This is a genomic window from Bradyrhizobium sp. SZCCT0148 (genome assembly GCF_018129985.1).
In the GTDB taxonomy this organism is placed as follows: domain Bacteria; phylum Pseudomonadota; class Alphaproteobacteria; order Rhizobiales; family Xanthobacteraceae; genus Bradyrhizobium; species Bradyrhizobium japonicum_H.
The window spans coordinates 173,186-195,982 of sequence record NZ_JAFCKT010000006.1 but is presented as its reverse complement, the minus strand read 5'-3'; the positions used below and the strand labels follow the sequence as shown (position 1 = coordinate 195,982).

The 22,797-nt window shown below is 63.7% G+C and carries 18 protein-coding genes and 3 pseudogenes; 13 read left to right on the top strand and 8 right to left on the bottom strand.

Annotated elements, in window-relative coordinates; genetic code table 11:
- Window positions 1-7 precede the first annotated feature (7 nt).
- Window positions 8-457, bottom strand: a complete 450-nt coding sequence (locus tag JQ580_RS20105) for a (2Fe-2S)-binding protein (RefSeq protein WP_212281955.1) — start codon at window positions 455-457, stop codon at window positions 8-10.
- Window positions 458-811: 354 nt separating this feature from the next.
- On the opposite strand from JQ580_RS20105, the gene JQ580_RS20100 reads away from it, so the two are divergent.
- Window positions 812-2,401, top strand: coding sequence for a B12-binding domain-containing radical SAM protein (locus JQ580_RS20100; RefSeq protein ID WP_212282116.1), 1,590 nt, complete (start codon window positions 812-814; stop codon window positions 2,399-2,401).
- A 259-nt stretch (window positions 2,402-2,660) separates the two neighbouring features.
- Window positions 2,661-4,856 carry a hypothetical protein gene (locus JQ580_RS20095; protein WP_212281954.1) on the top strand — a complete coding sequence of 732 codons (2,196 nt, stop codon included), beginning with the start codon at window positions 2,661-2,663 and terminating at the stop codon, window positions 4,854-4,856.
- Window positions 4,857-4,894: 38 nt separating this feature from the next.
- On the opposite strand, the gene JQ580_RS20090 is transcribed toward JQ580_RS20095, so the two are convergent.
- A complete protein-coding gene (locus tag JQ580_RS20090) occupies window positions 4,895-6,283 on the bottom strand; it encodes an MFS transporter (RefSeq protein WP_212281953.1) in 1,389 nt (462 codons plus the stop codon).
- A 285-nt stretch (window positions 6,284-6,568) separates the two neighbouring features.
- On the opposite strand from JQ580_RS20090, the pseudogene JQ580_RS20085 reads away from it, so the two are divergent.
- A pseudogene (locus JQ580_RS20085) lies at window positions 6,569-7,027 on the top strand (isocitrate/isopropylmalate family dehydrogenase); the annotation flags it as partial.
- 179 nt (window positions 7,028-7,206) lie between these two features.
- Here JQ580_RS20085 and JQ580_RS20080 read toward each other — a convergent pair.
- The 3 genes from JQ580_RS20080 to JQ580_RS20070 all read right to left on the bottom strand — a co-directional run bounded on the left by JQ580_RS20080 (window position 7,207) and on the right by JQ580_RS20070 (window position 8,228).
- Window positions 7,207-7,482, bottom strand: coding sequence for a hypothetical protein (locus JQ580_RS20080; RefSeq protein WP_212281952.1), 276 nt, complete (start codon window positions 7,480-7,482; stop codon window positions 7,207-7,209).
- A gap of 15 nt (window positions 7,483-7,497) precedes the next feature.
- A complete protein-coding gene (locus JQ580_RS20075) occupies window positions 7,498-7,983 on the bottom strand; it encodes a pyridoxamine 5'-phosphate oxidase family protein (protein WP_311982464.1) in 486 nt (161 codons plus the stop codon).
- Between the two features lie 68 nt (window positions 7,984-8,051).
- Window positions 8,052-8,228, bottom strand: coding sequence for a hypothetical protein (locus tag JQ580_RS20070; RefSeq protein ID WP_199580927.1), 177 nt, complete (start codon window positions 8,226-8,228; stop codon window positions 8,052-8,054).
- A gap of 124 nt (window positions 8,229-8,352) precedes the next feature.
- Between JQ580_RS20070 and JQ580_RS20065 the strand changes: the two genes are divergently transcribed.
- Both JQ580_RS20065 and JQ580_RS20060 read left to right on the top strand, forming a co-directional pair.
- Entirely contained in the window at window positions 8,353-8,520 is a 168-nt protein-coding gene (locus tag JQ580_RS20065; protein WP_212281951.1) for a hypothetical protein, read from the top strand.
- Window positions 8,510-8,863 (top strand): UBP-type zinc finger domain-containing protein, encoded by a 354-nt coding sequence (locus JQ580_RS20060; protein WP_212281950.1) that lies wholly within the window; start codon window positions 8,510-8,512, stop codon window positions 8,861-8,863. The genes JQ580_RS20065 and JQ580_RS20060 overlap by 11 nt, the downstream gene beginning before the upstream one ends.
- 137 nt (window positions 8,864-9,000) lie before the next feature.
- On the opposite strand, the gene JQ580_RS20055 is transcribed toward JQ580_RS20060, so the two are convergent.
- The gene (locus JQ580_RS20055) at window positions 9,001-9,384 is read right to left on the bottom strand and encodes a YidH family protein (RefSeq protein WP_212281949.1); all 384 of its coding nucleotides are present in this window, start codon (window positions 9,382-9,384) and stop codon (window positions 9,001-9,003) included.
- Window positions 9,385-9,446: 62 nt separating this feature from the next.
- Window positions 9,447-10,190, bottom strand: a complete 744-nt coding sequence (locus tag JQ580_RS20050; RefSeq protein WP_212281948.1) for an SDR family NAD(P)-dependent oxidoreductase — start codon at window positions 10,188-10,190, stop codon at window positions 9,447-9,449.
- A 145-nt stretch (window positions 10,191-10,335) separates the two neighbouring features.
- On the opposite strand from JQ580_RS20050, the gene JQ580_RS20045 reads away from it, so the two are divergent.
- From JQ580_RS20045 to JQ580_RS20025, 6 genes and pseudogenes are all read left to right on the top strand, one after another.
- Window positions 10,336-11,106: a methyltransferase domain-containing protein gene (locus tag JQ580_RS20045; RefSeq protein WP_212281947.1), complete on the top strand. Its 771-nt coding sequence runs from the start codon at window positions 10,336-10,338 to the stop codon at window positions 11,104-11,106.
- Between the two features lie 193 nt (window positions 11,107-11,299).
- Window positions 11,300-12,301, top strand: coding sequence for a DctP family TRAP transporter solute-binding subunit (locus JQ580_RS20040; RefSeq protein ID WP_212281946.1), 1,002 nt, complete (start codon window positions 11,300-11,302; stop codon window positions 12,299-12,301).
- A 154-nt stretch (window positions 12,302-12,455) separates the two neighbouring features.
- Window positions 12,456-12,935, top strand: a pseudogene (locus tag JQ580_RS34240) (TRAP transporter small permease); the annotation flags it as partial.
- A gap of 216 nt (window positions 12,936-13,151) precedes the next feature.
- A complete protein-coding gene (locus JQ580_RS34235; protein WP_249134313.1) occupies window positions 13,152-14,432 on the top strand; it encodes a TRAP transporter large permease in 1,281 nt (426 codons plus the stop codon).
- Window positions 14,433-14,554: 122 nt separating this feature from the next.
- The gene (locus tag JQ580_RS20030) at window positions 14,555-15,718 is read left to right on the top strand and encodes a GGDEF domain-containing protein (protein ID WP_212281944.1); all 1,164 of its coding nucleotides are present in this window, start codon (window positions 14,555-14,557) and stop codon (window positions 15,716-15,718) included.
- A 126-nt stretch (window positions 15,719-15,844) separates the two neighbouring features.
- A pseudogene (locus JQ580_RS20025) lies at window positions 15,845-17,339 on the top strand (alkyl/aryl-sulfatase).
- Window positions 17,340-17,406: 67 nt separating this feature from the next.
- On the opposite strand, the gene JQ580_RS20020 reads toward JQ580_RS20025, so the two are convergent.
- Window positions 17,407-18,477 (bottom strand): glycosyltransferase family 4 protein, encoded by a 1,071-nt coding sequence (locus JQ580_RS20020; protein WP_212281943.1) that lies wholly within the window; start codon window positions 18,475-18,477, stop codon window positions 17,407-17,409.
- Window positions 18,478-18,753: 276 nt separating this feature from the next.
- On the opposite strand from JQ580_RS20020, the gene JQ580_RS20015 reads away from it, so the two are divergent.
- Both JQ580_RS20015 and JQ580_RS20010 read left to right on the top strand, forming a co-directional pair.
- Window positions 18,754-20,517, top strand: a complete 1,764-nt coding sequence (locus tag JQ580_RS20015) for an ABC transporter ATP-binding protein (protein ID WP_212281942.1) — start codon at window positions 18,754-18,756, stop codon at window positions 20,515-20,517.
- Between the two features lie 58 nt (window positions 20,518-20,575).
- The gene (locus tag JQ580_RS20010) at window positions 20,576-22,780 is read left to right on the top strand and encodes an amylo-alpha-1,6-glucosidase (protein WP_212281941.1); all 2,205 of its coding nucleotides are present in this window, start codon (window positions 20,576-20,578) and stop codon (window positions 22,778-22,780) included.
- The last annotated feature ends 17 nt before the right edge of the window (window positions 22,781-22,797 follow it).

Sequence of the window (22,797 nt, the reverse complement as noted above, 5' to 3'; positions counted from 1 at the left end):
CGGCTCCTTACGCGCTAGCGATCGTGTGGATCGCTTCGCGCACCTGCTGGAAGGTGCCGCAGCGGCAGATATTGGTGATGGCCTCGTCGATATCGGCGTCGGTCGGCTTCGGCTTCTCGCTCAGCAGCGCCGCCACGGCCATGATCATGCCACTCTGGCAATAGCCGCATTGCGGCACATCCTGGGCGATCCAGGCCTCCTGCACCTTGTGCAAGGCATCGCGCGAGCCGAGTCCCTCGATGGTTGTGATCTTCTTGCCCTCGGCTTCGCTGACCGAGACGCCGCAGGAGCGGCTAGCGATGCCGTCGATGTGCACGGTACAGGCGCCGCATTGTGCAATGCCGCAGCCATATTTGGTGCCGGTCAGGCCGGCATTCTCGCGGATCGCCCAGAGCAGCGGCGTATCCGGCTCGACGTCGAGTGTGAAGGTTTTTCCGTTGATTGTTAGGTTTGCCATCGCAGTCCCCTGATTGGCCCAATCCACCGATTGAACGCAGAGGCGCAATGTGTCCGGCAAATTGGAACTGTTCAAATCAATACTGCGAGGGATGGTACGCGAAGAATTGCGCCGCCGGGGGAAGATTGTGGGGAGGCCGGTGTTTGCCTCACCCCCGTCATGGGCGATCCGATCGGCTTTCCGCGGGCGCCAACCCACTGGTCTGGGGCGACACGCAGCTGTGGACCAGGGTTCCAGCCCGGTTAGGCCACGGCGACAGTTTGTCCCTTTTGCCGGGATGCAAGACGCTCGCGGTTTGCTACACTGCGCCGACGCCAGAAGGAGTTCCATGAATTGCCAAGTCCTAACGTTTTGATGCTGTACCCGCTGTTCTCGGCGGAATCCTTCTGGACCTTTGGCGAATCCTGCAAGGTGCTGGGCGTAAAGCGCCCGGCCGCTCCCTTGGGCCTGATCACCGTTGCGGCGATGCTGCCCGAAAGCTGGACGGTCCGGCTGATCGATTGCAACACGGCGCCGTTCAGCGACGAGGATCTGGCCTGGGCCGACGTCGTCTTCACCGGCGGAATGATGCCGCAGCAGGCCGACACGCTGCGCCTCATCGAGATCTGCCGTGCCGCAGGCAAGCCGGTGGTCGTGGGTGGACCGGATCCGACCTCGAGCCCGCACATCTATGAACGGGCCGACTTCAGGGTGCTCGGCGAGGCCGAGAGCGTCATCGACGATTTCATCGCGGCCTGGGAAGGCGGCGCGCGGTCCGGGACCTTCACCGCACCGAAATTCCAGGCGGACGTGACCAAGACGCCGGTGCCGCGTTTCGACCTGCTCAAGTTCGAGGACTATCTCTATCTCGGTGTGCAATATTCGCGCGGCTGTCCGTTCACCTGCGAGTTCTGCGACATCATCGAGCTCTATGGCCGCGTGCCGCGGACCAAGACGATCGAGCAGATGTTCGTCGAGCTCGAGAGGCTCTATCAGATGGGCTATCGCGGCCACCTCGACTTCGTCGACGACAATTTCATCGGCAACAAGAAGTCGCTGCGGCAATTCCTGCCGCAGCTTGCCGAATGGCAGCGCGCGCACGGCTATCCTTTCGAATTGTCAACCGAGGCCTCGGTCAATCTCGCCGACGACCCTGAATTGCTCGAGCTGATGGGAGCCGCAAACTTCTTCGCCATCTTCGTCGGCATCGAAAGTCCGGATCCGGCGACGCTGGTCGCGATGCGGAAGAAGCAGAACACGCGGCGCAACATCGCCGAGAGCATCCACAAGATCTACGCCGCCGGCATGCTCGTCACCGCGGGTTTCATCGTCGGCTTCGACAACGAGAAGGTCTCCATGGCGGACGCCATGATCGACTTCATCGAGGAGGCGGCTATTCCCGTCAGCATGGTCGGACTGCTCTATGCCTTGCCGAACACGCAGCTGACGCGTCGCCTGGAGCGCGAGGGCCGGCTCCACACCGGCCACGATGTGGCGCCGACCATCGGCGCCGATCAGTGCACGGCCGGGATCAATTTCGATCCGGTGCGCCCGCTGCGCGACATCCTGACGGACTACAAGCGCGTGCTGGAGCACGTCTACAGCCCTGCCGCCTATGCAGGACGCGTCGACCGCTTGATGACGCTGCTCGACCGTTCGCGGCAGCGCCACGAACTTGCGGAAGGGGATATCCGCGCCAAGCTCGGTGCGATGGAGACCGTGCATCGTGTGGTCTCCGCGCTTCCCGAGGCGCGCGGGCCGCTGTGGCAGACGTTCATGAACTGCGCCAAGCGCGACACGTCATCGGCACGCATTGCGGTCCAGATGATCGCCGCCTATGCCCATCTCGGACCGTTCTCCCGCAAGGTCATCGCCGCCATAGACGAGCGGCTGGCGGCGCTGGACGACCAAATCCCGAGTCCGGCCGTGGCTGTGGCCGCAACCGAGGCTCGCCATCTGGCCTGATATCCGCAGCGCGATGGAACCGCCCACGACGCTTTGATGCGTTGTGCGGCGGTCCGCCAGATATCAAAACTGGCTGTCATGTGTGAGATCCCGGCTTGACAGCAAGACAACCTCAAGCTGATCGTCATCAGGACGACACCGCTGCGATTTTCAGCGTCTGGACGTTCCACGCGAGCCTTTGAATTGGCCCGCGAGGCCCAGTGCTCGTCTGCCATTGCGACCGACGTCATTGCCGGAAAAGCTTTAGCGGGGGTAAGCCATGTTCAGGAAATTGATCCGCTGCTCGGTTGCGCTGATCGTTCTCGCGGTGCTGGTCTTTGCTTATCTGCCTTCCTTCATCGCCGATTCCATCTACAAGAACGTCGACGACATCACCGACGGGGAGATGCCCGCCACCGTCACGACCTTTCAATCGGGGCCGGACGTCGTCAGCACCATCGGTGGCAGCGGCGAGGGGTTGAACTGCAGCCTGCCGCGCTGGGCCAACGTATTCTTCGACGGCGGCAGGGATTCCAACCAAAAGCGCCATCTCGTCCTGCAACGCTTCAGGCAGGCCTGCGTCTTTCATGATCTGTGCTATCGCCATGGCCTTGCGACCTATGGCTATAACCAGAACGACTGCGATCGCATTCTCCAGAACGCGGCATTTCGACTCTGCCTCTACATCCGGAATGGAAATCACGAGAGCAGCGCGGCGCGCTGCCAGACCGACTCCAAGATGGTTCTGGCAGGCGTGAGTCTCGGAGGATACGGCGCCTTTCGCGGCTGGGACCGATCGACCTATTTCGAATTCGACTCCGACCCGTCGCGGTCAAATGGATTTCTGGTCAGCCGCGTGGTCGATCATCCGTTCAAGGCGATCGCGCCGGCCAAATACGGCAGCGACCCAGATCAGGTCATTCTCATGTTCGAGAACCTGCGCTCCAATCTCGCGGTGACCTGCATCACATGCGCGGATGTTCCCGTTCTCGACTGGACCACCGATCCCAATGCCGTCAGCGCGGAATTGCGCTCGGTCGGCGTGACGCGGTTGCCGGAAGTGCTGCTCAAGCGCGTGCCCATGCTGTCCGAGACCATGCCGGTCTGGTTGCCGCCGCGCCGCCGGCACGCGGCGCCGCATCTCCTGGTCGATGGCGCGGGCAAGGACCATCTGGTCTGGATGAGCCGTAATAATCCGCAGGACAGCATGTCCTGCATCGTCGGCGCCGATGCGGCGCACCTCCTCACCAACACGCTGCCCGCCCGGGATCTCTGCTCGGTCGACGCAGGTCCTTCGCTCAGCAGGGTGGAGGTCGACATGTTCGCGACCTCTCCGCTTCCGATGGAAGTGCCCGGAAGTCCGGATCCGATCTACGCGACGTCGATCAGCGCGCAGAAGACAAGGGAACAGCATCTGAGCTTCTGCTCCCGCTCTGCCTCCAGGAAGGTCGAGGAGTCCGACGACGACGATCAGTCCAAATGCGTCACCTTCCCCGAACCGGAGGTTCGCAAGGGTGCGGCGCTCGGTGCATTTCAGAACTTTCCGCTGGTTCGCGCCGGACAGCAGATCTACTTCGCGCGGGACCTCGATCAGCGGACGGACTCGCCGCTGACAGAGGTTTGGCAGCGCGCCTTCGGCAACAGCTTTTCGCCCGACGGTGCCTTGCTTGTGATCGACGTTGCGCCGCCGCTCGCCGCCAAAGGACCTCTTTCGGCCAAGCTGAAGAAGATCGTCCGGTTCAACATCGACGATCGCTTCGATCCGATGATGCCGGTCACGCGCAAGGTGGACGATCTGCGATTCCTGAGCCTCGAGGCGTCGAAGTCGAGCGTGCACCTTCGCGCGATCGATTTTGCCAGGGACAATCCATCGGTTGGCAACGTGCGGCTGACGATGGGGAGCGGTGACGTGGACCTGGACCGCTCGTGGGCGGAGAGGCCCGTGCTGGTGCTGGAGACCAGGGAGGCGCGACCGAGGACCAAGCTGGTGTTTTCGCGTGGGGAAATAGCGAACGAAACGGGCAAGCCGGATGTGTCCAGCGCGACGACCGAAGTGTTGACGCTGCAGGCCTTGGTTTTCGAACGCGACGCCGCCGCGCCGTCGGATGCGCCGTTCGTGAAATCGGCCGGCACAGCCTGCCGGATCGCCTATGAGTTCGAGGCGAACCACACCGACTGGCCGTGCTATCGCGCCTTCGACCCCGACCGCACGATGCGGGCCTCGCCGGCGACTCGGATGCAGGCCTCCCAGACGCTGGTTGGGCGGTTTGGCCAAGGCGGCGGCCATGGTCTCGCATTTCCAGATCTCTGCCTGAAGTCGGAGCCGATCATCCTGACGCCGCAAGGAGGCACGTTTGCGCCCCTGAGCGAGACTGCTGGCTGGAAAGGCCCGCCAAGGCTGACGCGGACGATCAAATGCGAGCCACTCGATGCCGCAGCGATCGTGAGCCGTCCGATCGCGCAGAAGGTCCCATGAAGGGCAGGGCGCCGATTGAGAGCGCGAGCCTGTTCGGTCTACTTCACCGCCAGCCTTAAGAAGCTCATCACGCTGCCGAGCGCGGCAAAGCCGGCACCAAGCGCCAGCGCGACGGTCGCGCCGTCGTGGCCGGCGAGCGAAAAGCAGAGCGCCGCGAGGGCCGCCCCCGTGGTCTGTCCGGTCAGGCGCGCCGTCGCGACGATACCCGAGGCGCTGCCGCTCCTGTGCGGCGGCGCGCTTGACATCACCGCCTTCATGTTCGGCGCCTGGAAGAAGCCGAAGCCCATGCCGCAGATCACCATCCGCCAGATGATGTCGGCAATGGCGGGGTTGGCCGGAAGCGTCGCGAGCAGCGCCATGCCGATGCCGAGCAGCACCAGGCCGATGCCGCCGAGCACACCGACCGCGTACCGGTCGGACAGGCGTCCCGCGATCGGCGCCATGATGCCGACCACCAGCGGCCACGGCGTCATGAAGAAGCCGGTCTCGACCTGCGAACGGCCGAGCACATCTTCGAAATAGAACGGCAGCGAGACGAAGGCGAGGCCCTGCACGGCGAAGGAGCACACCGCGGTCGCGGCCGACAACGCGAACATCGGCCGGCTGAACAGGTCGATCGGCAGCATCGGCGCCGGGTGATCGGCGTGCCGGCGCATCAGGACGAAGCCGAGCACGAGCGCCATGAGCAACTCGACGCCCACGACCACCGGCGACAGATTATGCGCGGCGCTGCCGATGCCGGTGATGAACAGGCCGAGACAGGCCGACGCCAGGAGCGCGCCGAGAAAGTCGAACCCGTGTTCCGCCCGCGGCGTCTTCGGCAACATCGCAAAGCCGATGCCGATCGCGACGAGGCCAAAGGGAATGTTGACCGCGAACAGCCACGGCCACGGGCCGACCGCCAGGATGGCGGAGGCGACCGACGGTCCGACCGTGAAGGCGGTCGCGACCACCAGCGCGTTGTGGCCGAAGCCGCGGCCGAGCATCCGTCCAGGATAGACGAAGCGCACCAGCGCCGTGTTGACGCTCATGATGCCGCTGGCCCCCAGCCCCTGCAGCGTGCGCGCGACCAGCAGGCTGTCCAGCGACCACGCCACCGCGCAGAGCAGCGAGGCGATGGTGAACAGGATCAGGCCGCCGAGATAGATGCGCTGGTGCCCGATGATCTCGCCGAGCGCGCCAAGCGGCAGCAGCGTCGCCACCAGCGCGATCTGGTAGACGTTGACGACCCAGACTGACTGCTCCGGCGAGACGTGAAGATCGGCGGCAATGGCGGGCAGGGCGATGTTGGCGATCGCGGTGTCGAGCGAGGCCATCGCCAGCGCGGTGAAGATCGCGGCAATTGCCCAGCGCCGCTGCGCGGGCGGAAGGCCATCAGACGTGGTGTGGTCGGGCTCGCGCGCGGCGGCAGGTAACGTGATTGTCATTGCCTTGGTGTCACTGCGTTCGCGCGTTGCCCGGGCGGCGTGGCGATAGCGCAATTCGGCATGTACTACGGCTGGCTCCGCTTCCACAGGCATATGCCTGCATGCGGTGTATGCGCGAAGCTGAGGCGATGCCGGCTCACGCCGGCGTATGATCGCGTCGCTGCTGCAAATGTCAGGAAATCGCCATGCAAATCGTCGTTCTGCCCGGTGACGGCATCGGGCCCGAGATCACGACCGCGACATCGGGTGTGCTGCGCGCGGCGTCCGAGCGCTTCCAGCTCGATCGCAAAGGCCTATCCGGGCCTCGGCGTCGACGAGATCCTGGTCGATGCCATGATGGCGCATGTGGTCCGCAACCCCGGTCGTTTCGACGTGATCGTCTCCACCAACATGTTCGGCGACATCCTGTCCGATCTCACGGCGGAGCTCTCCGGCAGCCTCGGCCTCGGCGGCTCCCTCAATGTCGGTGACCGCTACGCCATGGCACAGGCCGCGCACGGCTCGGCGCCCGACATCGCCGGTCAGGACGTCGCCAATCCGGTTTCGCTGATTCTGTCGACAGCCTTGCTGCTCGCCTGGCACGGCGAGAGAAGCGGCGCTGTCCGCTACGAGGAGGCCGCGCGCGCGATCGAGGCGGCGGTGGCGAAGGCGCTTGGCGAGGGCAGGGCGACGCGCGATGTCGGAGGCAAGCTAGGCACCATCGCTACGGGCGCGGCGATTGCGGAGATCCTGCAGGCGGGGTGAGCGGCGCCCGCACAATTTTGTCTCGAAGCCCAATGCAAAATTTCGAAAAACAACCCCATGCACAGTAGAAGGCCATTGATTGATAAGGCAATTTCGGGCCGATTCACGACCGCATTTGCCGCTCGGTCGATTTGACTCGTTGGGCAAAACACCGAGAGCGATTGTGCCGGTAAGCTCCATCAAGGCTGAAGGGCCACAATCTGATACAACACCACGGCGGCGCCGAGACAGCGCCGCCAGGGGTTCACGCCACGAAGGATCTCGTCGAAGCCCCAGATGACCAGGCCGCCCCTCATGACGATTTTCACTGCGGTGTTGGTTTGACCTGCGGCTGGCCATAACCAGAGCAGAGCCGCAGCAACGATCACGATCCAAAGGATCAGATTCGGCCACTGTGCGATGGTGATGGCACCTGATTCACGATTCCGGAAGAACCACCGAAAAAATCGCCGCACAATCGACCGTGCCGATCAGAGCGTAACTTCGCCCTCTTCACGGCCTTTCCAGTAAGTGATGCGGTTGGCCTTCACCTTGATCAGGACCATGCCCGGCGTGTCGATGCCCTTGTCGAACCACTTGTCGAGGTCGTTGGTCCAATGCTGTTGATGAACAGCCTTGTCGCGGATCAGCTCGGCCGTTCCTTCCACGGCGACGTAAATCCCTTGCGAGAAGAGACCTGCTTCTGACGAAAATCCGAGCGCAACTTTCGGATTTCGCTGGATATCCGACACGGTACGGGCCTGTTCATAGGTGAAGTAATACGAGGTGCCATCGTAGGCGACGTCGCCGTTGTTGCTCATCGGACGATTGGCGATTTCGCCATTGTCGGTGTGGGTCGAAAGAATGGCGATGTCGATACCGGCCATGTCCTTTGCGATCTCGGCCAGCGGTTTCTTTGACATGAACTTTCCTCGGTCAGGTTTGAGCAGCGGCGGCTTCGGGGCAACGCGCCCCACGCGCTCTTTGCTTCCAAAAATGAAACCGCCCCCGGACACAGCCGGAGGCGGTATGAAATCAGATCGGATTAGTGGCCGGTGCCCGGCTTCGTGGTCTTCGGGGGCTTGCCGTCTTCCATGCGGCCCTCGTTGCGAAGATCGCGTCCCTCTTGCGCCTTGCGCTGGCTCTCGGGATCCTTGCCGTGCTCGTTCATCTCTTCCTTGACGTAGCCGGCGCCTTCCTTGATCTTGCCTTCAACGCTCATGATGTTCTCCTTACCATATAGGAGACAACGCGCTGGCCGGTTGACCGTTCCGGAAGTAGGGACCGACGCCGATTGCGCGGAACCTCCCGGTTCGCGAATGCGGATGATCGGGGTCGGACGTCGCTTGATCGAGCACTTGAATTTCCCGCGGCGCCTGGACTGGGCTCCGGGCGACCGTGACGTTGACCCGTCGGGCAAAACACTGGCAAAACACGATCGTGGCGGAGATCGCGGCGTGAATGCATCGGCGGTGACCGCCGGCACTTCCAGTGGATTGACCTATGACATCTGAGAGCGACGGCATCAACCTCGCAGCCAAGCCGAGCGGAACGGGTTGCGCGGACTGTTCAGCGGCAGGCGGGTGGTGGTTTCATCTCCGCAGATGTACCGAATGCGGCCACATCGGCTGCTGCGATGCGTCACCCAACCAGCACGCGTCGAAGCATAACGCGGCGACAGGTCACCCGATCATCACGAGCTTCGAGCCGGGCGAGCGATGGTTTTACGACTATCGGACGGGAGAGGCTTTCGTCGGCCCGAAGCTTCAGGACCCTCAATCCCATCCGTCGGATCAGCCGGTGCCGGGGCCGGCTGGGGCCGTGCCTTCAGACTGGCAAACACGGCTCCACGACTAGGCAGCAGCTCGAGCCACTGGCTGAGCATCGACGACCTGCCGACCGACAGCATGGCCCCGCCACGCCGGTGATCTGGCGTGCAGTATTGTTTCCAGGGGGAAGCAAGCATCCTACGGGGGCGGTGATCAACGACGAAGTCAGAGTGCAAAATAGACCGTCATCGCCGTCACGATCAGGCCCAGCACCACGGCGAGTACCAGTTCGGCCTTGATGCCGGCGGCGGAATGGGGTTGTGCGTCGTCGATCATTCGGCCGATCCTGATGAAGCGAATGAGCGAAATCACGATGATGGCGATCCCGATCAGGATCAGCGCCAAGCCGTCATAGTGACTGAACGCGCCCGTGAAGCGATCGAATTGCAGTCGAGACCCGATGTCCGTCCTGCTGGCTTCGGCGATGGTTCGGACGAAGAGGTTGAATTTCTCGACGACAAAGCCAAACGCGATGATCGCGATGCCCGTCCTGACCCAGGCGAGAAAAGTCCGCTCGTTTGCTGCGTGGTCGGAGTATCTCTCGATCATCGAACCTCTCGGGATGTTGTCGACGGGTTCCGCTGCGCTCTGCTCACTCCTACGGCTGCCCCCTAAAACTGATACCGCCGCAAGCCGCCATCCACCGGGATCACCGTCCCCGTGATGTAGCGCGCCACCGGTGAGGCCAGGAACACCGCGAGTGCCGCCAGATCTTCCGGCTCGCCCCAATAGCCCACGGGGATTTCCTCTTCCGCAAAGCGCTCGCGATAATCGGGCGCGTAGTTGCGGCGGATCTGCTCGCTCATGATGCGGCCGGGCGGGATGCAGTTGATGGTGATGCCGTGCTCGCCGATCTCGCGCGACAGGCCCTTGGCCCAGGCGTGGACCGCTGCCTTGGCGGCGAAGGCGGCGTTGAGGCCTTCGGGTTCGGACTTGCCGGTGATGTTGACGATGCGGCCCCATTTGCGCTCGATCATCTGCGGCAGAACCGCATGCGCGATGCGGCGATAGCTGGTGAAGTTCAGCGCGATCGCCTCGTCCCATTTGCTGTCGGGCGCATCGACCGGCAGCGGGCGGCTGCCGCCGGCATTGTTGACGAGGATGTCGACATGGCCGAGCTCCTTCGATGCAAAGGCTGCGATCCTCTCCGCCGCGTCCTTGGCCATCACGTCCTGCTCGAACGGCGTGATCAGCCCGGAGCCTTCCTCCCTCACCAGCTCGGCGAGAAGATCGGTGCGCCGCGCGACGCCGACGACGCGCACGCCCTCGGCGGCGAGACCCTTGGCGATGGCGCGGCCGATGCCGATGCTCGCGCCGGTGACGACAGCGGTTTTCGATTTGAGCCCGAGGTCCATGGTCGCACGCTCTTTTGTCCGGTTCTTGCTTGTTGCTGTTCGTTTCCTGCCCGTCCCGCGAGCCTTGCGAATTGCCTGAGCGGGACGAGCAGTGGTAACCAAGAGCGCCGTTGAAGGAAACTGAAAAAGAAAAAGGCGTTGAACGATGGTCTGGGATCCGCAGCAATATCTGAAATTCTCAGGCCACCGGCTGCGGCCCGCCGTGGACCTCCTGATGCGGATTCCGGATTTTGGTCCGCGCGAGATCGCCGACCTCGGCGCCGGTGCCGGCAACGTGACGAAACTGATCAAGGGGCGTTGGCCGGAGGCGAACGTGACCGGCGTCGAGGGCTCGGCCGAAATGGTTGCCGCCGGCCGCAAGGCTGCGCCCGATGTGGTATGGTCGCACGAGGATCTCGGCGATTGGCGTCCCGCCAGTCAGTACGACTTGATCTATTCCAATGCCGCACTGCACTGGTTGCCCAATCATGCGGCATTGTTTCCGTCGGTCATGGAGCAAGTGAAGCCCGGCGGCATGCTCGCGGTGCAGATGCCGCGCAACTTTCTGGCGCCCTCCCATGTGCTGATCGGCGAGACCGCGCTCGATGGTCCGTGGCGGTCCAAGGTCGAGCATCTCGTCACGCCGCCGCCGGTCGAGGCGCCCGCCTTCTATCACGATCTGCTTGCGCCGATGTCTGACGACATCGACATCTGGGAGACCGAATATCTGCAGGTGCTCGAAGGCGAGAACCCCGTCAAGGAATGGACCAAGGGGACCTGGCTGACGCGCTACCTCGACGTGCTCGCAGGCGAGGAGAAGATCGCATTCGAAGCCGCCTATGGCGCGCGGGTTGCGAAGGCCTATCCGAAGAATGCGGCGGGGCAGACCCTGTTTCCGTTCCGTCGCCTGTTCATGGTCGCCCGGCGCAAGAGCTGATGCCTTGCCGCGATGCGACATAACGCTCTTTCGGTCGTAGGGTGCGGATCGCGGGTTGCCTAGACCGCTTCCGTCAAGATAGCTTGGCTGCGGCAAATTGGGCTTAGGTCTAGTTGTTCGGCATATGGATTGCTGCCACTACTGACCTGCAAAACAAAAAGAACCCGATTTCGAGGTTGTTGGGGAGGTCTTCATGCGCAAACTGCTTCTCGCGGTCGCGGCCGCCGCGCTGGTTCTGGCCCCTGCCGTCGGGCAGGCGCAAACTCCGATCATCATCAAATTCAGCCACGTCGTCGCCAACGACACCCCGAAAGGGAAGGGTGCGTTGAAGTTCAAGGAACTCGCCGAGAAATACACCGACGGCAAGGTCAAGGTCGAGATCTACCCGAACTCCACGCTCTACAAGGACAAGGAGGAGATCGAGGCGCTGCAGCTCGGCTCCGTGCAGATGCTTGCGCCCTCGACCGCCAAATTCGCGCCGCTCGGCATCAAGGAGTTCGAGGCGCTCGACCTGCCCTGGCTTTTCAAGGACGACCAGACCTATTCCAACGCGATGAAGGGCACGGTCGGCAAGTGGCTGTTCCAGAAGCTCGAGTCCAAGGGGATCACGGGGCTCGCCTATTGGGACAATGGCTTCCATATGCTCTCCGCCAACCGTCCTCTGGTCAAGCCGACCGATTTCCAGGGCCTGAAGGTCCGCATCTCCGGATCGAAGGTCGCGGACCAGTATTTCCGCCTGCTCGGGACGATCCCGCAAATCATGGCTTTCTCTGAAGTCTACCAGGCGCTACAGACCGGCGTGGTGGACGGCTGCGAGAACACCGCATCCAACTATCTGACGCAGAAATTCTACGAGGTGCAGAAGGACATCACCGTGTCCTATCACGCGCATCTGCAATATGCCGTCATCGTCAATTCGAAATTCTGGTCGGGGCTGCCGCCCGATATCCGCACCCAGCTCGATAAGGCGATGGCGGATGCGACGGACTACACCAACTCGATTGCGCGCCAGGAGAACGAGGACGCGCTGGCCGAGATCAAGAAGACCGGCAAGACGACTCTGCATTACCTCACCGACGCCGATCGCAAGGCCTGGCAGGAGGCGATGCAACCGACTTATAAATGGGCAAAGGGCCGAGTCGGGCAGGAGGTGCTCGATCTCGTCGCCAAGGAACTCGACGTCAAGATGAACTGACGGCCGCGCTCTACGAGAACAATAGCAACGGTCGGGGGTGATCGCACTCCCGGCCGTTTCGCTCTTGAATGGACGAGCCAATGCTGGGGGGACGAAGTTGCTGCGTGTGCTGAATCGTGTGCTCAATCATCTCGAGGAATGGCTGATCGCGACGATGATCGCGGCTGCGACGTCGCTCATCTTCGTCGCCGTGCTGCACCGCTACGGCGCCGGGCTGTCGATCGACATCGCCAAATGGGCGGAAGCCCGCAACCTGACCTTCCTCGCAGTTCCCATGCGAGCCGCGTTCGTCTGGCTCGCGGCGCTCGACCTGTCCTGGGCGCAGGAACTCTGCATCTACATGTTCATCTGGATGGCGAAGTTCGGCGCCGCCTATGGCGTGCGGACCGGCATCCATGTCGGCGTCGACGTGCTGGTCAATATCCTGCCCGGCGGATCGCGCCGGCGCGTCATCACCTTCGGCTTGCTGTGCGGCGCGCTTTTCACCGCCATCGTCGCTTATTTCGGTGCCGCTTTCGTCGGCCAGATGTGGCAGGCCGGCCAGCAGTCGAACGATCTCGAGGCGCCGATGTGGATGGTGTACCTCACCATTCCGATTGGCTCCGGCTTGATGTGCTTCCGCTTCCTGCAGGTCGCCTGGTCGTTCTACCGGACCGGCGAGCTGCCGCATCACGACATGGCCGGCGTCGAAGGCGTCGAGGTGGATCCGGTGCATCCTGCCCCGGTCACGCCCACCCAGGTCGTCCGGGACGAGCGCAGCCCGCTCGGCTGGATCCTGATGCTGCTGCCGGTGCTGATCGTCGCCTTGTGCTTCGCTCATGCGGCTCACGTCATCACGCTGCCGCAGGGCCTGCGTGTCGTCATCGTGTTCGCGTTGCTGCTGTCGTTGATGCTGACGGGCATGCCGATTTCGATCGCGCTGGGCCTCACCGTGCTCAGCTTCATGTTCACGCTGACCGACGTGCGGACGGAATCGGTGGCGCTGAAGCTGTTCACCGGCATCGAGAATTTCGAGATCATGGCGATCCCGTTCTTCATCCTCGCCGGCAACTTCCTGACCCATGGCGGCGTGGCGCGGCGGATGATCGATTTCGCTACCTCGCTGGTCGGCCATTGGTACGGCGGTCTGGCGCTGTCGGGCGTGGTCGCCTGCGCGCTGTTCGCCGCGATCTCCGGCTCCTCGCCGGCGACCGTGGTGGCGATCGGTTCGGTGATCCTGCCCGCCATGGTCGCGCAAGGCTTCCCGAAGCGGTTCGGCGCCGGCGTGATCACGACGTCGGGCTCGCTCGGCATCCTCATCCCGCCGTCGATCCCGATGGTTCTCTACGCCGTCTCCACCAACAGCTCGGTCGGCAAGCTGTTCATCGCCGGCATCATACCGGGACTCGTGCTCGCGTTCCTGCTCGGAGCCACGACGTTCTATCGCGCCTGGCGCAACGACTATCCGCGGATGCCGAAGGCGACGTTCATGCAGCGCTTCGATGCGTTCCGCAAGTCGATCTGGGGCATCCTGCTGATCGTGATCGTGATCGGCGGCATCTACAGCGGGCTGTTCACGCCGACCGAGGCTGCCGCCGTCAGCGCGGTCTATGCCTTCATCGTCGCGGTGTTCATCTACAAGGATCTCAAGCTGCGGGACGTGCCGCGGGTGCTGCTGTCGTCGGCGAACCTTTCGGCGATGCTGCTCTACATCATCACCAACGCCGTGCTGTTCTCGTTCCTGATGACCTACGAGAACGTTCCGCAAGCGCTCGCGCAATGGATGATCGACCAGGGCTTGGGATGGATCGGCTTCCTGCTGCTCGTCAATCTCCTGCTGCTGGTGGCGGGCAACGTGATGGAGCCGTCCTCGATCATCCTGATCATGGCCCCGATCCTGTTTCCGGTCGCGGTCAAGCTCGGCATCGACCCCATTCATTTCGGCATCCTGATGACGGTCAACATGGAGGTCGGCCTCTGCCATCCGCCTGTCGGCCTCAATCTCTACGTCGCCTCGGGCATCGCCAAGATGGGCATCACCGAGCTCACGGTCGCGGTGTGGCCATGGTTGCTGACGATGCTGGGATTCCTGGTGGTGGTGACCTACTGGCCGGGCCTGTCGTTGTGGCTGCCGAGGCTGCTCGGGATGTGATGCGGGCCAGCGATCACGCATGGCTAACGCGCGGTTAACCCGCGCGCTACAATGCCAGCGTGGTGCGATGCACCCATTTTTACGGATATGAGATACGACCATGCCAGTGGATGGGAGCTGGCATGTTCTTCGACAGAATGGAATCCGGACGGGCGTCGATTTCCGACGCCGTCTATCTGGAAGTCATCGGGGGCCTGCACGGCACCACGATGCCGAACATTCTCGCGGCCGCCTGCCTCGCAATGGTCGGCGCGATCACGACCTACGAGACCGGAGACATGGCGACGGCGATCCTGACGGTCGCCGGTGTCGTGGTGGCGATCGTCCGTCTGTTCGAAATTCTTGCTTTCCGTCGTCGTCTCGCGCGTTCACCGCAACTCGATCGGGCCGAGGCCACGGCCTGGGAGCGGCGTTATATTGCCGGCACCGTCGCGACGGCCTTGGTGCTTGGCGTGTTCGCCGCGCGCAGCATCATGCTCGGTGACGCGCTCTGCTCCGTGATGGCGATCGGGATCGGTTTCGGCTTCGGTGCCGGCGTGGTGGCGCGGCTGGCGCTGCGCCCCGTCGCGGCGCTGCTCGATCTGGTCGCGATCGCCGGGCCGACCGCGATCGTCACCTTCATGCAGCCGGATCTTCGCCACGTCGGCCTCGGGCTGCTCATTCTGATGTACGTGGTCGCGAGTTTCGAGATGGTGCGATTGAGCTTCAACGCCTCGATCAGCCAGATCACGCTGAAGCGGAAATTCGAGCAACTCGCGCGCTCGGATTCGATGACGGGCGTATCCAACCGCTCGGTGCTGGCTGCGGACCTGCCCCGGATGTTGTCAGCCGGGATGGTCGCGGTCCATACGCTCGATCTCGACCGCTTCAAGGAGGCCAATGACCGGTTCGGCCATCCCGCCGGTGACGCGTTGCTGAAGCAGGTCGCCGGGCGGCTCAAGGCGCTTGTCACGCAGGACGATTTGTTGATCCGCATGGGCGGCGACGAATTCGTCCTGGTGCAGGGCGCGGCAACTGATGCGGAGGCGATGGCGCAACACATCGTGCAGTCGATCAGCGCACCCTACGACGTCGACGGACAGGTGATCGAGCTCGGCGTCAGCGTCGGTGTCGCCGTCGCGCCGGACGACGGACGCACCGCGGAAGCGCTGCTGTCGCGCTCCGACAAGGCGCTGTACCGGGCCAAGCAAAATCGCGGCGGCTATGTGCTGGCGCGGGAATTGCGGGCGGCGGAAGCGGCTGTTGCAACGGCGGTCGCGGAAGGACTGGCCGCGCACGCGGCATAGACGGTGCCACCTTCTCCCACGAGGGGAAGGGGACGAGCAGACATCCACCGTCCTCTCGCCGCCTCCGGTGATGGCATTCGACCGCGAGATGCGGTTAGATGCCGCTCAACGGGCCGGGAGGAAAACATGACCGACAGCAGCAATGAGCCGAAGGACGCGAGCGCGTCCGTCATCGCGCAGCAGGCGGCGATGCTGAGCGCGCTGCCGTTTTCCGACACGCGGGATTTCGACGACGCCGCGCGCGGCTTCCTCGGCACGATCGACAATGCGGCGGTCACGACCCCGCAGGGGCGGACGGTCTGGAGCCTCGAGCCTTACGGCTTCCTGTCAACTGAAGAGGCCCCGCCGACGGTCAATCCGAGCCTGTGGCGGCAGTCGCGGCTCAACATGCAGCACGGCCTGTTCGAGGTCGTGCCTGGTGTCTACCAGGTGCGCGGGCTCGACATCGCCAACATGACGCTGATCGAGGGGGATAGCGGCGTCATCGTCGTCGACACCCTGACCTCGATCGAGGGCGCGCGGGCCGCGCTCGATCTCTATTTCAAGCATCGCGGCCCGAAGCCGGTCGCGGCCGTCATCTTCACGCACACCCACACCGACCATTGGGGCGGGGCGCGCGGCGTGCTGGAGGAGGATGCGCTGGCCACTGCCCGCGTGCCGATCATCGCGCCGAACCTGTTCATGGAGCATGCGATCTCCGAGAACATCATCGCAGGTTCCGCGATGCTGCGCCGTGCCCAGTACCAGTTCGGGCCGCTGCTCGCCAAGGGCGCGCGGGGGCAGGTCGATTGCGGGCTCGGCAAGTCGATGGCGGCAGGATCGGTTGCACTGCTGCGCCCGACCGATTTGATCATGGCGACCGGCGACAGGCGCGTCATCGACGGCGTCGAGTTCGAATTCCAGATGGCGCCGAACAGCGAAGCGCCCGCGGAGATGCACTTCTTCATCCCGCGCTACAAGGTGCTGAACCTCGCCGAGAACTGCACGCACAATTTCCACAATCTGTTGCCGTTTTCGTGCGGATTTCGACAAGGGTGAGTTCCGCTTCGTCGCCCAAGCGCTTGGCCATCTCGTCTTCGCCGAACCTGATCACGCGGCGGCGCGTGCTCTGCTGGCCGACACGCTGGAGCAGCTCGGCTACGCCGCCGAAAGCGCGACCTGGCGCAACGCCTATCTGTTCGGCGCGCAGGAATTGCGCCAGGGCATGCCGAAAGTGCCGGCACGCCCGCCTATGCCGCGGGAAACGCTGGCTGCGCTACGCACCGGGCAGCTCTGGGACGTGCTCGGCATCCGCCTCAACGGTCCGAAGGCGGACGGAAAGCGCATCGTGCTGAACTGGAAGTTCTCGGACACCGGCGAGACCTTCGTGCTCAATCTGGAGAACTGTGCGCTCACCTATACCGAGGGTGTGCAGGCGGAGGTCGCCGATGCCAGCTTCACGCTGGCGCGCTCCACGCTCGACGAGGTGATCGCCAAGCTGACTAGCTTTCCGGAGGCGGTCGCGGCCGGCAAGGTCAAGCTCGCGGGCAATCCGATGAAGCTCGCCGAGCTGATGGGCCTGATGGACGAGTTTCCACGGATGTTCGAGATCGTGGAGCCGAAGCGGGCGATGGTGAGGTAGACACGTCTCTGCGCTGCAACGCCAAGGACGTTGCAGCGCATCGGGACACTAAAGTCGCGGAGACGACTTACTCTGCGCTGCTCACCAGCTTGATCCGCGGCGCCTTCTCCTCGGCGAGGCGGCGGTAGGCCGCGAGATAGTCCAGCGCCATGCGCCGCGCGGTGAAGCGCGTCTCGAACTGCTTGCGGATGGCGGCACGGTCGAGTTGCGCGAGGCGGCCGACGACACCGGCCGCGCTGAGCACGTCCTCGACGATGAAGCCGGTCAGCCCGTCGTCGATGATCTCGGGCACCGAGCCTCGGTTGAAGGCAACGACCGGCGTGCCGCAGGCCATGGCTTCGATCATCACGAGGCCGAACGGCTCCGGCCAGTCGATCGGCAGCAGAAGGCCAAGCGCACCGCTGAGGAATTCCGACTTCTCGTGGTCACCGATCTCCCCGATGAAATCCACCAGCGGATTGTTCTCGATCATCGGCCAGATCAGCTCGTCGTAGTAATCCTGATCGGCACGATCGACCTTGGCCGCGATTTTCAGCGGAATGCCGCAATGGGTCGCGATCTTGATGGCGCGGTCGACACCCTTCTCAGGCGCGATGCGGCCAAGCACGGCGAGGTATTCCTGCTTCGCCGGCTTCGGCGTCAGCAAATTCTCCGGCAGGCCGTGATGGATCGTCTGCACCCAGTTCGCCTGCGGCACCGGCCGCCGCTGCGCGTTGGATATCGAGATGACGGGCATCTTGGAGAAGGTGTTGAAGACCGGCTGATGCTCCGGGAGGTCGAGCCGGCCATGCAGCGTGGTCAGGAAGGGCGTCGGCTGCCGGTGAAATAACGACCAGGGATAATAGTCGAGATGGAAGTGGAGGAAGTCGAACTCCTCGTCGTCACATTTCTGCCGCACGCGCTCGAGCAACACCATGTGGAGCGCGTTGGGATCACGCACGGAACCGTCGAGCCGAAGCGCTCTCGGCCACAGCGCATCCAGCTTGGCCGATGTCTGCGAGTCGCCACTGGCGAACAGCGTTACATCGTGCCCGAGCTCCACCAACTCTTCCGTCAACCAATGCACCACCCGCTCGGTGCCGCCATATAGCTTGGGTGGAACAGCCTCCGTCAACGGAGCTACCTGCGCAATGCGCATCTCACCATCTCCTCTGTGCGATCATGATCGTAGAAGCCCCGCCCATGTTTCGGCACCGGCATGCCAAGTTGGGAACGTTCTCGCATTTGCGAAGTTCCTTTCCCCGAACGTTACTTCTTCGACACACTGCAGCGTGGTCGCGATGATGCCATCACCTCTTCTCACATCGTCCTCATCCGCGTGTCGTGATCGCGCTGCCCGGGAACCGCGGCGAAGCGGTCGATGTTCAGTCGGCTAATACAAAAAACTCAAATCAGCAGAACGGGGCGATAGCCTATGGATCATCTTTCTGGATACGCGCGCAGGCCATTTGCCTTTGTCTTGCGCTATCTTCGGATGCGAATGGCATCGCACCTGGTGATCCTGACCGCGGTCGTTGCAGCGGTTGCCTGCTCCGTAGGCACACAGTACGGGGTCAAATCCCTCGTCGACGCCCTGTCCGCGGGACCCTCGCAAGGCGGCGGCGTATGGCTGGCATTCATTCTGCTCATGTCGCTGATCGCTGCCGACAATTTCCTGTGGCGCATCGCGAGCTGGACGGCAAGCTTCACCTTCGTTCGTGTCACGGGTGATTTACGGCGTGACATATTTCGTCATCTGACCGGGCACGCGCCGAGCTATTTCTCGGACCGGATGCCGGGCATGCTGACGAGCCGCATCACGGCGACGTCGAACGCAGTGTTCACGGTCGAGAACATGTTCGTCTGGAATGTGTTGCCGCCCTGCATCGCCACAATTGCGGCAATCGCCTTGATTGGAACCGTCAGTCCTTACATGGCGCTCGGCCTGGTCGTGATCGCCGGTGGCATGGTACTCGCGATGTTCCATCTTGCCGCCGCTGGCAAGCCGCTGCATGACGACTTCGCCGACAAGGCCGCCGTGGTCGACGGTGAGATGATCGACGTCATCAGCAACATGCCTTTGGTGCGGGCCTTCTGCGGCATCGGCCACGAGCACGAACGGTTCGATGCGACGGTGAACCGGGAGTTGACCGCGCGGAGTCGCAGTCTGCGTTATCTCGAGAAGTTGCGGTTGCTGCATGCCGCTGTGACCGTGGTTTTGACGGTCGCGTTGATGGCCTGGGCCGTCACGCTCTGGCAGAGGGGCGAGGCGACGACCGGCGATGTCGTGCTGGTCTGCACACTCGGCATCTCCATTCTCAGCGCCACCCGCGACCTCGCGGTGGCTCTGGTGGACGTCACCCAGCACGTCGCGCGTCTGACGGAGGCGATTGCCACGTTGCTGGTGCCGCACGAGCTGCGCGATCATCCGGACGCCGAGCCGCTGGTGAAGAGCGGCGCGGCGATCGCGTTCAACAACGTCAGCTTCGGCTATCCCGGCGGCGACAAGATCTTCGAGCGCTTCAGCCTGCGGCTGCAGCCCGGCCAACGCGTCGGCCTTGTCGGGCAATCAGGCGGCGGCAAGTCCACGCTGTTCACGCTGCTGCAGCGCTTCTACGATACGGACGAAGGCAACATCACCATCGACGGCCAGGACATTTCGAAGGTCACGCAACTCAGCCTGCGCGAGGCGATCTCCGTCGTGCCGCAGGACATTTCCCTGTTTCACCGCTCCATTCGCGAGAACATCCGCTATGGGCGGCCGAACGCGACCGACGACGAGGTGCTGCGGGCCGCCATCGCGGCGCGCTGCGATTTCATCGATGGCCTGCCCGGAGGTCTGGACACCATGGTCGGCGATCGTGGGGTCAAGATGTCCGGCGGCCAGCGCCAGCGCATCGCGATCGCGCGCGCCTTCCTGAAGGATGCGCCGATCCTGCTGCTGGACGAGGCGACGGCGGCGCTCGACAGCGAATCCGAGGAGGCCATCCGCGAGGCGCTGTCGCGCCTGATGCGCGGCCGCACCGTGATCGCGATCGCCCACCGGCTGGCGACGCTGCGCAATTTCGACCGCGTGGTGGTGCTGAGAAATGGCAAGATCATCGAAGACGGCTCGCCCGAGCGTCTGATGCAAGGCCATGGGCCCTATCGTGAACTGGTCACGCAGGAAATGAGCCGGCTCGCGCAGGCCGCAGCGTAAACCTACAGTCGCGTTGTCGAGTCAGTTGCGTCTTGAACCAAGCGCAGGGGATCAGCTCATGTCGGCCGAAGCCGTAACTCACCTCGTCTCCGTCACGCGAACCTCGGAGCAGGTCGCGGAGCAGCCTTTCTATATCCCGATGACCGGGCCGTCGGCCCGGCCGCGGCGCTCCCTCAAGCACGACGACATGTTCATCGTGCTCGACAGCCATGGCGACATCGGTGCCTCGGCCGGAGGGCCGGACGGCCTGTTTCACTACGATACCCGCTATCTGGCGCGGCTGGAGCTGGTGCTCGACGATCTCCAGCCGCTGCTGCTGGGCTCCAACCTGCGCGACGACAACTCGGCGTTGACGGTCGACCTCACCAATCCCGACATCTACCGCCAGGACCGCCTCGTCCTTCAGAAGGACTTGCTGCACATCGTGCGCACGATCTTCCTGTGGCGCGGCACGGCCTATCAGCGCATCGGGGTCCAGAACCATGGCGATGCGCTGGCCAGTTTCGAGTTGACGCTGAAGTTCGACAACGACTTTGCCGATCTGTTCGAGGTCCGCGGCGAACGCCGCCCGCGCCGCGGCACCGGCACGGGCAAATTGCTCGGTCCGACCGACGTGCTGTTCGAATATCGCGGCCTCGACGACACCGAGCGCACCACGGGTCTGCATTTCGATCCCCGCCCGACGCGGCTGTCGGTCAATGCCGCAACCTGGCAACTCGAGCTGGGCCCGCATGAATCCAAGTCGCTGTTCGTGGCCGTGTCCTGCAACCGTCCGATCTCCGAAAAGCCCGCACGGTTCTTCCGCGGCCTGCTCGCTCACCGCCGCGAGATGCGGCAGTCGACGATGGGGGCGGCGAGCGTCGAGACCTCGAATAACATCTTCAACGAGGTGCTGTGCCAGGCCATGGCCGACCTCAACATGCTGATGACGGAGACGCCGCAGGGGCGATATCCGTACGCCGGCATCCCCTGGTATTCGACGACGTTCGGCCGCGACGGCCTGATCACCGCGCTGCAGATGCTGTGGGTCGATCCGCGCGTCGCCAAGGGCGTCTTGCGCCGGCTTGCGTATTTCCAGGCCAAGGCGGTGGATCCGCTCGCGGATGCCGCGCCCGGCAAGATCCTGCATGAGATGCGCGGCGGCGAGATGGCGGCGCTGCGCGAGGTACCGTTCGCGCAATATTACGGCAGCGTCGATTCGACCGCGCTGTTCGTGCTGCTCGCCGGAAGCTATTTCGAACGGACCGGCGACGAGAAGACCCTGACCGAGCTGTGGCCAGCAATCGAGGCGGCGCTGGCCTGGATCGACGGCCCGGGCGATCCAGACCAGGACGGCTTCGTCGAATACCAGCGCGCGACCGAGAAGGGGCTTGCAAACCAGGGATGGAAGGATTCCTACGATGCGATCTTCCATGCCGACGGCCAGCTTGCCGAAGGATATATCGCGCTCGCGGAAGTCCAGGGTTACGTCTATGCCGCGAAGCTGCTCGCCGCGCGTTGCGCGCTGCGGCTCGGCAAGCCGGAGCTTGCACGCAAGCTGGAGGCCGAAGCCAGGGCACTGGCCGAACGGTTCGAGAAAGCGTTCTGGTGCGAGGAGCTCGGCACCTACGCGCTCGCCCTCGACGGCAAGAAACGGCCTTGCAAGGTGCGGACCTCGAACGCCGGCCAGCTGCTGTTCAGCGGCATGATCCGCGAGGACCGTGCCCGCCTCGTCGCCGCGGATCTGATGGGGCCGCATTTTTTCTCTGGTTGGGGCATCCGGACCGTCGCGCGAGGCGAAGTGCGGTACAACCCGATGTCCTATCATGACGGGTCGATCTGGCCGCACGACAATGCGCTGATCGCGCTCGGGCTCGCGCGCTACGGTCTCAAGCATTCCGTCGCGCATGTCTTCAAGGGGCTATTCGAGGCCGCCACCTACATGGACCTGCGCCGGTTGCCCGAATTGTTCTGCGGCTTCCGGCGGGAGAAGCGCCGCGGCCCGACGCTCTATCCGGTGGCCTGCGCGCCGCAGGCCTGGGCCAGTGCGACGCCGTTCACGCTGCTGGAGGCGGCGCTCGGCATCGAATTCGACGTGGCGCGCAGCGAGATCCGTCTGCGCAATCCGCATCTGCCGGCGTTCCTCAACGAGGTGATCCTGCGCGACCTGCGCCTCGGCGAATCCAGCGTCGATCTTCGTGTCAGCCGCCACGGCGACGACGTCGCGCTGGAAGTCTTGCGTACGCGCGGCCGGATCCAGGTCTCGATCGTGCTGGCGCGCTAGCCGCGCGCAGGGAGAGT

Coding starts and splice junctions, on each gene's coding strand:
- JQ580_RS20105 (WP_212281955.1), bottom strand. CDS start 457: ATGGCAAACCTAACAATCAACGGAAAAACCTTCACACTCGACGTCGAG.
- JQ580_RS20045 (WP_212281947.1), top strand. CDS start 10,336: ATGGTCTGGGATCCGCAGCAATATCTGAAATTCTCAGGCCACCGGCTG.
- JQ580_RS20030 (WP_212281944.1), top strand. CDS start 14,555: ATGTTCTTCGACAGAATGGAATCCGGACGGGCGTCGATTTCCGACGCC.
- JQ580_RS20060 (WP_212281950.1), top strand. CDS start 8,510: ATGACATCTGAGAGCGACGGCATCAACCTCGCAGCCAAGCCGAGCGGA.
- JQ580_RS20070 (WP_199580927.1), bottom strand. CDS start 8,228: ATGAGCGTTGAAGGCAAGATCAAGGAAGGCGCCGGCTACGTCAAGGAA.
- JQ580_RS20055 (WP_212281949.1), bottom strand. CDS start 9,384: ATGATCGAGAGATACTCCGACCACGCAGCAAACGAGCGGACTTTTCTC.
- JQ580_RS20090 (WP_212281953.1), bottom strand. CDS start 6,283: ATGACAATCACGTTACCTGCCGCCGCGCGCGAGCCCGACCACACCACG.
- JQ580_RS20010 (WP_212281941.1), top strand. CDS start 20,576: ATGTCGGCCGAAGCCGTAACTCACCTCGTCTCCGTCACGCGAACCTCG.
- JQ580_RS20050 (WP_212281948.1), bottom strand. CDS start 10,190: ATGGACCTCGGGCTCAAATCGAAAACCGCTGTCGTCACCGGCGCGAGC.
- JQ580_RS20040 (WP_212281946.1), top strand. CDS start 11,300: ATGCGCAAACTGCTTCTCGCGGTCGCGGCCGCCGCGCTGGTTCTGGCC.
- JQ580_RS20100 (WP_212282116.1), top strand. CDS start 812: ATGCTGTACCCGCTGTTCTCGGCGGAATCCTTCTGGACCTTTGGCGAA.
- JQ580_RS20015 (WP_212281942.1), top strand. CDS start 18,754: ATGGATCATCTTTCTGGATACGCGCGCAGGCCATTTGCCTTTGTCTTG.
- JQ580_RS20095 (WP_212281954.1), top strand. CDS start 2,661: ATGTTCAGGAAATTGATCCGCTGCTCGGTTGCGCTGATCGTTCTCGCG.
- JQ580_RS20020 (WP_212281943.1), bottom strand. CDS start 18,477: ATGCGCATTGCGCAGGTAGCTCCGTTGACGGAGGCTGTTCCACCCAAG.